Source organism: Brevundimonas sp., from assembly GCF_044239655.1.
In the GTDB taxonomy this organism is placed as follows: Bacteria; Pseudomonadota; Alphaproteobacteria; order Caulobacterales; family Caulobacteraceae; genus Brevundimonas.
In genome coordinates this window covers 44,045-54,316 of the sequence record NZ_JBIIAY010000006.1, presented here as the reverse complement: position 1 = coordinate 54,316, position 10,272 = coordinate 44,045, and the positions used below count along the sequence as shown (strand labels likewise).

General features: G+C 68.1%; 9 protein-coding genes. 5 read left to right on the top strand and 4 right to left on the bottom strand.

Annotation, left to right across the window (positions count from 1 at the left end; all coding sequences use genetic code 11):
• On the top strand, positions 1 to 1,005 hold a 1,005-nt coding region (locus ACILQR_RS01920; RefSeq protein ID WP_395649831.1), incomplete at its 5' end, for a hypothetical protein.
• Positions 1,006 to 1,011: 6 nt separating this feature from the next.
• On the opposite strand, the gene ACILQR_RS01915 is transcribed toward ACILQR_RS01920, so the two are convergent.
• The 3 genes from ACILQR_RS01915 to ACILQR_RS01905 are packed head-to-tail and all read right to left on the bottom strand — an operon-like array spanning position 1,012 to position 3,063.
• Positions 1,012 to 1,293, bottom strand: a complete 282-nt coding sequence (locus ACILQR_RS01915) for a type II toxin-antitoxin system RelE/ParE family toxin (RefSeq protein WP_395649830.1) — start codon at positions 1,291 to 1,293, stop codon at positions 1,012 to 1,014.
• Positions 1,290 to 1,595: a hypothetical protein gene (locus tag ACILQR_RS01910; RefSeq protein ID WP_395649829.1), complete on the bottom strand. Its 306-nt coding sequence runs from the start codon at positions 1,593 to 1,595 to the stop codon at positions 1,290 to 1,292. Before ACILQR_RS01910 ends, ACILQR_RS01915 begins: the two co-directional genes overlap by 4 nt.
• A gap of 34 nt (positions 1,596 to 1,629) precedes the next feature.
• Positions 1,630 to 3,063: a short-chain fatty acyl-CoA regulator family protein gene (locus ACILQR_RS01905; RefSeq protein ID WP_395649828.1), complete on the bottom strand. Its 1,434-nt coding sequence runs from the start codon at positions 3,061 to 3,063 to the stop codon at positions 1,630 to 1,632.
• Positions 3,064 to 3,207: 144 nt separating this feature from the next.
• Between ACILQR_RS01905 and ACILQR_RS01900 the strand changes: the two genes are divergently transcribed.
• The gene (locus ACILQR_RS01900; RefSeq protein WP_292152418.1) at positions 3,208 to 3,417 is read left to right on the top strand and encodes a hypothetical protein; all 210 of its coding nucleotides are present in this window, start codon (positions 3,208 to 3,210) and stop codon (positions 3,415 to 3,417) included.
• Positions 3,418 to 3,432: 15 nt separating this feature from the next.
• On the opposite strand, the gene ACILQR_RS01895 is transcribed toward ACILQR_RS01900, so the two are convergent.
• Complete coding sequence (locus ACILQR_RS01895; RefSeq protein WP_395649827.1) at positions 3,433 to 5,718, bottom strand: ATP-binding protein; 2,286 nt, start codon at positions 5,716 to 5,718, stop codon at positions 3,433 to 3,435.
• A 164-nt stretch (positions 5,719 to 5,882) separates the two neighbouring features.
• Here ACILQR_RS01895 and ACILQR_RS01890 point away from each other — a divergent pair, with 164 nt between their 5' ends.
• From ACILQR_RS01890 to pstA, 3 genes are all read left to right on the top strand, one after another.
• Positions 5,883 to 7,340: a sensor histidine kinase gene (locus ACILQR_RS01890; RefSeq protein WP_395649826.1), complete on the top strand. Its 1,458-nt coding sequence runs from the start codon at positions 5,883 to 5,885 to the stop codon at positions 7,338 to 7,340.
• Between the two features lie 105 nt (positions 7,341 to 7,445).
• Positions 7,446 to 8,882 (top strand): phosphate ABC transporter permease subunit PstC, encoded by a 1,437-nt coding sequence (pstC, locus tag ACILQR_RS01885; protein ID WP_395649825.1) that lies wholly within the window; start codon positions 7,446 to 7,448, stop codon positions 8,880 to 8,882.
• A complete protein-coding gene (gene pstA / locus ACILQR_RS01880) occupies positions 8,875 to 10,176 on the top strand; it encodes a phosphate ABC transporter permease PstA (protein WP_395649824.1) in 1,302 nt (433 codons plus the stop codon). The genes pstC and pstA overlap by 8 nt, the downstream gene beginning before the upstream one ends.
• Positions 10,177 to 10,272 lie beyond the last annotated feature (96 nt).

Below are 10,272 nucleotides of genomic sequence, written 5' to 3'. Positions count from 1 at the left end.
GTGCCGCTGGCCTCGGTGGAGGAGGCGAGGGCCCTGCCGCTGGACCTGAACGGGATCGATCTGCCGGGGACGGGGCCGGCGCGTGTCCGCTGGCGCGACCGGGCGGGGCCGGTGCTGTTCAAGGGTGAGCGGATCGCCGAACCGGTGGAGGTCGATGCCGACACCTATGTGCTGTTCGGTCAGGCGCGGGTGCGTTCGGGCTCGGGCGTGACCACGGTGATCGATCCCGGCCTGCCGACCTGGCTGGGGCAGGAACTGGCCGGGTTTACGCCGCGGGTCATGGGATACTATGCCGAGCGGCTGGGGCCCTCAGCTGGCGGGCCACCGACCCTGATGGTGTCGTGGACGGGGCCGACCGAGCGTCTGTCCAGCATGGGCGGCAGTGTCCTGCCCGGGCTGATCTCGATGAATTTCGAGGGCGAGGGCGTGCTGCACCCGGATGCGGCGGCCCTGTCGCGGGCGCGGTGGTTCATCGGCCATGAGGCGGCGCATTTCTGGCTGGGGTCGAACGGGCTGAGATACGAGTTCGCGCGCGACGCCTGGATCACAGAGGGTGGGGCCGACCTGATGGCGGTGCGGGCGATCTCGGCGATCGATCCGTCATACGATGCGCGCGCCGAGTTGCAGCGCGAGGTGGACGACTGCGTGACCTTCGCGGCGGGCAAGCCCGTGGTGACGGCGGGCGAGCGTGGTGACAACCGGGCCTACTATGCCTGTGGCGCGGTCTGGGCGATGGCGTTCGAGGCGGCGAGGACAGAGCGGGATGGCGGCGACTGGTTCGACGTCATCGCCGACTTCCAGCGCGGTGAAGGCCGCGATGAGGTGCTGTCGCGCGAAGAGTGGCTCTCGGCCCTGACCCGCACGGCGCGCGATCCGTCACTGAGGCTTGATATCGAACGGATGCTGGACCGAGGCGTCGCCGATCCCGGCGCAGTGATCGGGCGGTTGTTCCAGCGGACGGGGGTGGCGCACCGGGTCGAGGGCGGGAAGATCGTGCTGGGCTGAGGCGGCTCAGCGATGCTCGAGCATGTGGAAAATTCGGGCGACGACGACGGCGTCCGGATCGATGCGGTAGCGGACGATGTAGCCAGCCTTGCCGAACTTCACGGATAATTCGCGGTCGCCCGACGCAACGGAACGCCCCAGCATCGGAAAAGCGCCCAGACGTGCAATGGCCGTGGTGATCGCATCGGCGGCGTCTTCGGCGGCCTGTGGGCTGTTCCTGGCGAGAAAGGCGGCAAGGCGTTCGCGATCGGCCTGGGATGCGCGGCTGAAGCGTACGGGCAGTGTCAAGATTTGGCGTCGAGACGTCGGCGGATATCGGCCTTCAATTCCGCCGACCAGTCCTCAAGCGTGATGTACTCGCCGGTTCGGTCATACTCGGCAAGGGCAGCAGCCGCCTGCTCGTCTTGCCATTTTCGGGCAGCGTCGGTTCTGAGGTCGCCGAGATGCCGATGAGCCAGGGTGTCGACGACGATATCGAACAGAAAGCCCTCGGCATCCGATCCCGCCTCGCGGGCGGTCTTCTCGAACTCTGAAGCCAGGGTGGCGTCCAGCGTCAGGGTGAAGGTTCGGTTGGGTGCGCCGTCGGCCATGACCGACGATACCACTGTGTCAGCGACGCGCCAATCACGCCCCCGCGAACGGATAGGGGCTGACCGACTTGGACCAGTCGTCGACGGCGAGGGGGCGGTCGATCGGGGGGGCGGCGCGTTCGGCGCAGGGGTGGCGGTGGCACAGGCGACAGGCGGGGCCGATGGGGGTGACGTCGAGCGTCGCCAGGTCGATGCCCCGGGCGGCCGACAGGCGGTGGGCGTGTTTCAGCTCACAGCCGATGCCGATGGCGAGGTCGGCGCCCTCCGAGAAGGCGTCGCGGCCCTGGCGGTCGACGGTGCGGGCCAGGGTGAACCACTGGCCGGCGGGCTTTCCGTCCTGGGCCGGGGTCTCGATGATCTGGGTGACGAGGCGGCCCGGCGTGCGGAAGGCCGAATAGAGACGCCAGCGAGGGCAGGAGCCGCCGAACCGGGCGAAGGGGAAGGCGGCCGAGGCGTAGCGTTTGGAGACGTTTCCCGCCTGGTCCACCCGCATCAGGAAGAAGGGCACGCCGCGGGCGGTGGGGCGCGACAGGGTGGTCAGGCGCTGGGCCGCCTGTTCGAAGCTGACGCCGAACCGGGCCTGGAGCCGGGGGAGGTCATAGCCGGTGTCCTCGGCCGTCCGGTGGAAGGCGGCGTAGGGCATCAGGATGGCGGCGGCCAGACTGTTGGTCAGGCTGACCTTGACCAGGCGGCGCGAGGCCGGGTCGGGCATGTCGGCGGCGTCGGCCATGGCTTCGAGGTCGGCCTCGTGTTCCGACAGTGCCAGCTGGCAGGCGACGGCGAAGGCGCGCGAGGCGTGGCCGAGGCTTTCGGAGATCAGCAGGCGGCGGCGGTGCGGGTCGAAACGACGGGTCCATTCGACCATGACCTCGGCCGGCATGACGCGGACGGCGAGGTTGTGCCGGTCGGCCAGGCGGCGGCGGGCCAGGGCCTCGACCTCTTCGCCGGTGGCGTTGCGGGTCAGGTCGGCGTGCAGGGCCTCGCCCATCAGGTCGAGGTCGGGGAAGTGGTTGTTACGCGACTGGATATAGTCGCGGACCCGGTCGGCGGGGGTGTGGTCGGTCGCGTCGTCGCGGGCTCCGATCCGCTCGCGGGTGCGGGCCTCGGTGAAGGTGCGGTACAGGCGCAGCACCGCGTCGGCTGCGGCGGGAGCGTCGTCGGCCAGTTGCAGGATTTCGTGCCGGGGGACGGCCAGACCCTTGAACAGGGGGTCGGCGAAGATCTCGGCCAGTTCGGCCTCGCCCGCCTGACCGGCCGGACGGTTTAGCTCACGCAGATCGACGTCATAGGTCTCGGCCAGACGCAGCAGGAGCTGGGCGGAGACCGGGCGCTGGTTGCGCTCGATATGGTTCAGGTAACTGGGCGAGACCGCGAGGTCGGCGGCCATGCCGGTCTGGGTCAGGTTGAGGCTGCGCCGAAGCCGTTTCAGTCGGCCGCCGAGGAAGAGCTTGCGATCCGTGGTCTCCATGACGGCAGGTTGTCATGAAATGACTAAAATCGAAAGGTCATGATTTAACAAAATGACACTGTGATCGCGGCTCTATCGGTATCTATTGTGACTGTGGCGTGTTTCCTGAGCTCACAGCGCATCGGCGCACGAATGGAGACCACCATGGAACCGCTCAGCCGGCCTCAGGCCATCATCGCTTTCTGTCTGGCTCCGCTGGAGCTGGATGACAGTTCGGAGGCCGCGACCGAGGTCCGGCGGCGTCTGGAGCATGTCATCAAGACCTTCCAAGCCAAGGCGGCCCAGCCGATCAGCGTCGATTTCTCGCGCATGCCGTCACAGGTCATCAATGAGGCGGCCCACGGCTACGAATAGCCGGAAGGGCTCAGGTCAGGCCGCCATCGCGCGCGGATCGGCAGCGGCGCATTCGGCGACGAGGGTCAGCAGATCCTCGGCGCTGAAGGGCTTGGACAAATGGGCGTCCGCTCCGGCCGCCTGACCGGCCGCGACGTGCTCGGCCAGGGCGTTGGCGGTCAGCATGACGATCGGCGTCCGCGCTGTGCCCATGGCGGCCTCGTGGGCGCGGATTTCCCGGGTGGCGGTCAGCCCGTCCATGACCGGCATCTGCATGTCCATCAGGACCAGGTCGAACGGCTGGGCACAGAAGGCGGCGAAGGCCTGGGCCCCGTCCTCGACCGAGGTCAGGTCGACGTGGGCCTGGGCCAGGATCAGTTCGACGACGCGGCGGTTGGTCGGGTGGTCGTCGGCCAGCAGGACACGGACGCCACCGCCTTCACGCTCTGGCTCGATCGAGGCGTCCAGGCCGGCTGCCGCCGTGGGCTGGGAAGCCTGGATCAGGGGCAGGGTCAGGATGAAGGCCGAGCCTCCGCCCGGCTCGCTCTCGCAATCCAGGGCGCCGCCCATCATTTCGGCCAGCTGACGACAGATGGCCAGGCCCAGGCCGGTGCCACCGTAACGGCGGGTGATGCTGGCGTCGGCCTGTTCGAAGCGGTTGAACAGACGGTCGCGGGCCTCGGCGTCGAAGCCCACGCCGGTATCTTCGACCGTGAAGCGCAGGAAGGGCTCGCCGTCGGGCGAAAGCGCGGTGGCGGCCGTCAGGCTGACGAAGCCCTGGCCGGTGAATTTGACGGCGTTGGAGACCAGGTTGGTCAGGATCTGCTTGACCCGGACCGCGTCGCCCAGGACCCAGGTGTCGGCGTCCGGCTCGATATCGCAGAAGAACTGCAGCCCCTTGTCGGCGGCCGAGGCGGCATAGAGCTGGGCCGCCTCCCTGACGGCGCGCGACAGCAGGAAGGGTTGGGCGGCGATCTCGACGCGGCCGGATTCGACGCGGGCGAGGTCCAGGATGTCGCTGAGCAGGGTCTGGAGCGTCTGGCCCGAGGACTGGATCAGCTCCAGCATCTCGGACTGTTCGGGGGTCAGGTCGGTGCGGGCAAGCGCCTGAGCCAGGCCGATGACGCCGTTCAGGGGGGTGCGGATCTCGTGGCTCATATTGGCCAGGAAGGCGGACTTGGCCTGGGTCGCGGCTTCGGCGGCATCGCGGGCCTCGGCCAGGGCGATGGCGTCGCGCTTCAGGTCGGTGATGTCGTTGACCACGGTGACGGTCCCGCCGTCGGCGGTGCGGCGATCCTGGACCCTGAGCCAGATATCGCCGGCCATGCGCTGTTCCATGGTGCTGAACCCCACGAGACGCGCCGCCATGCGCTCGGCCAGCCATTCGTCGCGACGGCCAAAGGCTTCGACATAGGTGTCGGTGGTCAGGCCCGCCTCGACCAGCTGGCCGAAGGTGATCCCGGGCCTGAGGTGGGGTTTGAGCTCGGGGTTGACCTCGGCATAGCGCTGGTTCCACGCCACGAGCCGATCCTCGTCGTCGAAGAAGGCGAGGCCGTCCGGCATGCCCTCGATGGCTTCACGCAGCTGGGCCAGGCTGTTGGTCCGCGACCAGTAGGCGATACCCGTCATGAAGGCGGCGAAGATGACGGTCACGATGACGGCAGCCAGAAGGGTGATTTGCAACGTCGACTGGGACAGGTCGCCGACGACGGTCACCGGCGCGGGGGTGACCACCATGGCCGCCATCGTGCCGAAATGCAGGGTCGCCACGGTCAACGATCCCAGCAGCGTTGCCGCGCCCGCTCTGAGCTGTCGCGGGACAACCCGTATGAAGCCGATGAGACTGGCCATCGCCATGCCCGCGATGACCGCCAGAACGGTCGGACCGATCTGCCACTCGATCCGCGCGCCCTGGATGGTGACGGCCGACAGGCCGACGAAGTGCATGGCGGTGGTCGAGGCTGCGGCGGTCAGACCCGCGACAACCCGGCCGGCCTTGCCAGGGCGGCTCATCAGCAGGGCGATCCCGACGGCGAAGCCGACGCAGACGATGACCAGCGAAGACAGGGTGATCAGGCCGTCGTACCGCACCTCGGCGACACCGCGATATCCCACCATGGCCAGGAAATGGGTCGCCCAGACGGTCAGGGCCGAAATCGCGGTGGCTCCGGCACCGAACATGATGCCGCGACCACGGCCGCTCGACCGCGCCAGTGAAAGAAGGCCCACGGTCGTGGCCAAACCGGCCACGCACAGGACGACCGCCCCGACGACGTAGCGCCAGTCGTGTTCGACGGAAAGGCAGTAGAGAAGGTCGTCCAAGGTCGTTCGTGCTCCTGGCCCCACCCTAACCTTCACAGGTAAACAAACCGGTGCCCGGGATGCTGAAGACGGTGCCCGTAACGGTCATCAAGCCGTGCCATCCTCGTGTTATGAGGATCGAATCGGGGCCTGCCGCTCCGGTGCTCCGAGGTTTGCCGGCCGTAATGCCCTACGAACAGTCGCCTTCTCCCGTCGCGCCCCTGGCGTCGTCGCGTCTGTGGACCGAGGTCGCGACGGGCGGGCTGGCAGTCGTGATCATGCTGGCTCTGGCCGTCGTCCACCCCGAGATTGCGATCTGGCTGGTCGGCGGGGCCGCCATCGTGGCCCTGAGCGCCTGGTTGGCCATTCGACGCCCGGCGGCGTCGAGCGCGATCGTCGCGGACGGCCGGGGTGACGGCGCCTGGGATGCGCGGCGTATGGCGCTGCTGGACAGTGTGTTCGAGGCCATGACCGATCCGGTCATGGTGGTCAGCGGCGGCGAGGCGGATGACATCGCCGGTCGGCGGATCATCCTGGCCAACGGCGCGGCGCGCGACCTGTTGAAGATTGCCCGGGAGGGTGCGCTGCTGGTTTCGGCCGTGCGTGACCCCGGGGTGCTGGAAGCGGTGGACGAGGCCCTGTTCGGCGGGGTGGACCGCACGACCAGCTATGCGGCCGGGGGATCGCGGGACCGGCACTGGCGCGCCTGGGTCGAGCCGCTGAGGTCCGAGCCGGGCTCCGAGTCGGCATTGGGGCCGCACGACCGGCTGGCGGTGCTGCGCCTGCATGACGAGACCGACGTGCGGCGCATGGAGCTGATGCGCGTCGACTTCCTGGCCAACGCCAGCCACGAGCTGAGGACGCCGCTCGCCTCGCTGAGCGGGTTCATCGAGACGCTGAAGGGCCATGCCCGGGACGACCCGAAGGCGCGCGACAAATTCCTGGACATCATGGGGGTCCAGGCGGACCGGATGGGGCGGCTGGTGGCCGACCTGCTGTCGCTGAGCCGGATCGAGCTGAACGAGCATATCCCGCCGTCCGGGCGCGTCGATCTGGCGCTCGCGGCGTCGGACGTCGTGGATGCGCTGAGCGTGCTGTCGCAGGAAAAGGGCGTCGCGATCGTGCTGGAGGCAGAGCCTGGTGCGACGTCGATCGAGGCGGATCGCGACGAGATCGTTCAGGTGGTCCAGAACCTGACCGACAATGCGATCAAGTACTCGGCACCCGGACAGGTCGTCGAGATCGCGATCCGACGCGGACTGACGCTGGACGCGGCACCGGGGCCGCGCACCGAAGGGGCGACGCGGATGTCGCTGCTGACGCCTGATCGTGAGGCGGGGGTGCTGTATGCGGCGGTCACGGTTCGCGATCACGGGCCGGGCATGGCGCGCGAACACCTGCCCCGGCTGACCGAGCGGTTCTATCGCGTCGAGGGTCAAAAGAGCGGCGGAGAGCGGGCCGGGACGGGTCTGGGGCTCGCCATCGTCAAACATATCGTCAATCGGCACCGTGGCGGGTTCGTCGTCGAGAGCGCCGTGGGCGAAGGCGCGGGATTCACGGCCTATTTCCCGATGGCGGCCGGGGCGGTGGCGACGCCTGCAGCGCGGGAGACGGGTGCGCAGATGCTTCAACCTGCGCCGTAACAGAACTGTCACCCAGCCGTCGTAATCCGCTCGCCACCCGAGGCTATTGCGGCCCTTGAAAGCCGGCCCTCGCCGCGCTGCGATTCTGGCGACCCCTGCTCCCCGATGATCTGGTTGTTCCTGCCGATCCTGATCGCGCTGTCGGCGCTGGCCTTCGTCGGCGGACGCCGGCTGGCGACGCGCCGGGCGGCTGCTGCGGGCGTCAAGGCCCACTCCCGGCCGACCCAGCATGGCCTGTATGCGATGATCTGGGTCGGGGTACCGGCCCTGGTCATCCTGATCGCGGCCGGAATCTTCGCCGAGCCGATCGCCTATCAGACCATCGCCGCCGGGGCCCCCGCCGAGGTCAATGAGCTGGAGACCTTCAAGCGCGAAGCCTTCTTCGACGATGCGCGCCGTGTCGGTCAGGGTCAGGTTCCACAACAGATCTGGCTGGCCCCGTTGAGCGAGGCCCTGATCGTCGAGGGGCGCAGGTCGGCGCAGGTCCATACGGTCCTGACTACCGGGGCCCTGATCGCGGCGGCCGTCGCGGCGGCACTGGGGGCCCTGTTCGCGGTGTTGCAGATCAAGCCCTCCCTGCGTGCTCGGAACCGGGTCGAGGGCTGGATCGGCGGCATCTTGCTGGCCTGTTCGGCGGTGGCGGTGCTGACGACCGTCGGCATTCTGTTCTCGTTGATCTTCGACTCGCTGCGCTTCTTCCAGTCGGTGCCGGTGACCGAGTTCCTGTTCGGGACCAAATGGTCGCCCCAGATCGCCATCCGGGCCGATCAGGTCGGATCGTCCGGCGCGTTCGGCGCCGTGCCCCTGTTCGCCGGCACCTTCCTGATCATGCTGATCGCCATGTGCGTCGCGGCACCGGTCGGGCTGTTCAGTGCCATCTATCTGTCGGAATACGCCAGCCGGACCTCGCGGGCGGTGATCAAACCGGTGCTCGAGATTCTCGCGGGCGTGCCCACGGTGGTCTACGGGTTCTTCGCGGCGCTGACGGTGGGGCCGGCGTTCCGGGTCTTCTTCAACACGATCGGCGGCTGGCTGGTCGGCGGGCCTCTGGACGGGGTCGGCCAGTATCTGATGCTGGTGCAGAACCAGATGGCGCTGGTGGCGGGCGCGGTGATGGGGATCATGCTGATCCCGTTCGTGTCGTCTCTGTCGGACGATATTCTCAACGCCGTGCCGCAGTCGCTGCGCGACGGCTCATACGCCATGGGTGCGACCAGGTCGGAGACGGTCAAGCGGGTGCTGTTGCCGGCCGCCCTGCCGGGCATTTCGGGGGCGATGATCCTGGCGGTGTCGCGGGCCATCGGCGAGACCATGATCGTGACCATGGCGGCGGGTCTGGCGGCCAGGCTCACGCTCAATCCGCTCGACACGGTGACCACGGTGACGGTGCAGATCGTCACCCTGCTGACCGGCGATCAGGAGTTCAACAGCGCGAAGACTTTGGCGGCCTTCGGACTCGGCCTGACGCTGTTTCTTGTGACCCTGGTGCTCAACATCGTCGCCCAGCGGATCGTCCAGACCTATCGGGAACAGTATGACTGACGCGACTTCAGCCACGGTTCCGGCGGCGGACGTCGCGCGCGCAGGTCGGCTCAAGGCCGGGCTCAAGCGGCGCTATGCCCGCGAGGGTCGGTTCAAGATGTACGGCGTGCTGGCCGTCTGTATCGCCATCGGCTTCCTGCTGCTGCTGCTCGGCCGGATCGTGACCCAAGGCTACACCGCCTTCTACGCGCACGAGATCACCCTGCCGGTCTATATGGACCCCGCACGTATCGACCGGGCCTATCCGCAGGGTACCAACTTCGAACTGCTGGTCGCCGAGCAGCAGCTGGCCCGATACGGCATCGCCGACGATGCGCGGGGCACCAAGGCCACGGCCATGCGCGGCCTGTTCTCGTCGGAACTCAAGTTCCGGGCCGCCGCCCTGATCCGCGAGAACCCGGCCTTGATCGGCCAGACGGTGACCATCTCGGCACCCGCCGCCGACGAGAGCGACTTGTTCTACAAGGGCGAGATTTCGATCGACACCCCGTCCGACCAGCGCCGGCTGTCGGACGAACAGATCGGCTGGCTGAACCGGTTGAAGACCGAGGGATCGGTCCGGACCCATTTCAACGGCGCGCTGTTCACCAACGGCGACTCGACCGAGCCCGAACTGGCCGGGGTGCTGGGTGCCGTGATCGGATCGGCGCTGATGCTGCTGGTCACCGCCTGTATCGCCATCCCGATCGGGGTGGGGGCGGCGGTCTATCTGGAAGAGTTCTCGGCGCGGAACCGGCTGACGGACCTGATCGAGGTCAACATCAACAATCTCGCGGCCGTGCCGTCGATCGTCTACGGCCTGCTGGGCGTGGCGGTGTTCATCAACTGGGCGCACCTGCCGCGCTCGTCGCCGCTGGTGGGCGGTCTGGTTCTGGGGCTGATGGCCCTGCCGACCATCATCATCGCGACGCGGTCGTCGCTGAAGTCGGTGCCGCCGTCGATCCGTGAGGCCGCCCTGGCCATGGGCGCGTCGCGCACCCAGACGGTGTTCCAGCACGTCCTGCCGCTGGCCATGCCGGGCGTGATGACGGGCACCATCATCTCCATGGCCCATGCCCTGGGCGAGACCGCGCCCCTGCTGCTGATCGGCATGGTCAGTTTCGTGCCGGGCATCCCGCACGCCATCAACGAGCCGACCGGCGCGTTGCCGTCCCTGGTCTACATCTGGGAGAACGCCTCCGAGCGCGCCTTCCACGAGCGGACCGCAGCGGCGATCATGGTCCTGCTCGCCTTCATGATCGTCATGAACGCCGCCGCCATCGTGCTGCGTCGGCGCTTCGAACGCCGGTGGTAGAGTTATGAAACTTCCGTTCTTCAACACCCCGAACCGTGCCCCCGAAGGCCGTGATGGCGGCCCCGGTGATCCGCTGGATACGCCCATGATGGGCGG

Bases quoted from the DNA above. Each gene is read 5' to 3' on its own strand.
- ACILQR_RS01890 (WP_395649826.1), top strand. From the start codon at position 5,883: ATGCCCTACGAACAGTCGCCTTCTCCCGTCGCGCCCCTGGCGTCGTCG.
- ACILQR_RS01905 (WP_395649828.1), bottom strand. From the start codon at position 3,063: ATGGAGACCACGGATCGCAAGCTCTTCCTCGGCGGCCGACTGAAACGG.
- pstC (WP_395649825.1), top strand. From the start codon at position 7,446: ATGATCTGGTTGTTCCTGCCGATCCTGATCGCGCTGTCGGCGCTGGCC.
- ACILQR_RS01910 (WP_395649829.1), bottom strand. From the start codon at position 1,595: ATGGCCGACGGCGCACCCAACCGAACCTTCACCCTGACGCTGGACGCC.
- pstA (WP_395649824.1), top strand. From the start codon at position 8,875: ATGACTGACGCGACTTCAGCCACGGTTCCGGCGGCGGACGTCGCGCGC.
- ACILQR_RS01900 (WP_292152418.1), top strand. From the start codon at position 3,208: ATGGAACCGCTCAGCCGGCCTCAGGCCATCATCGCTTTCTGTCTGGCT.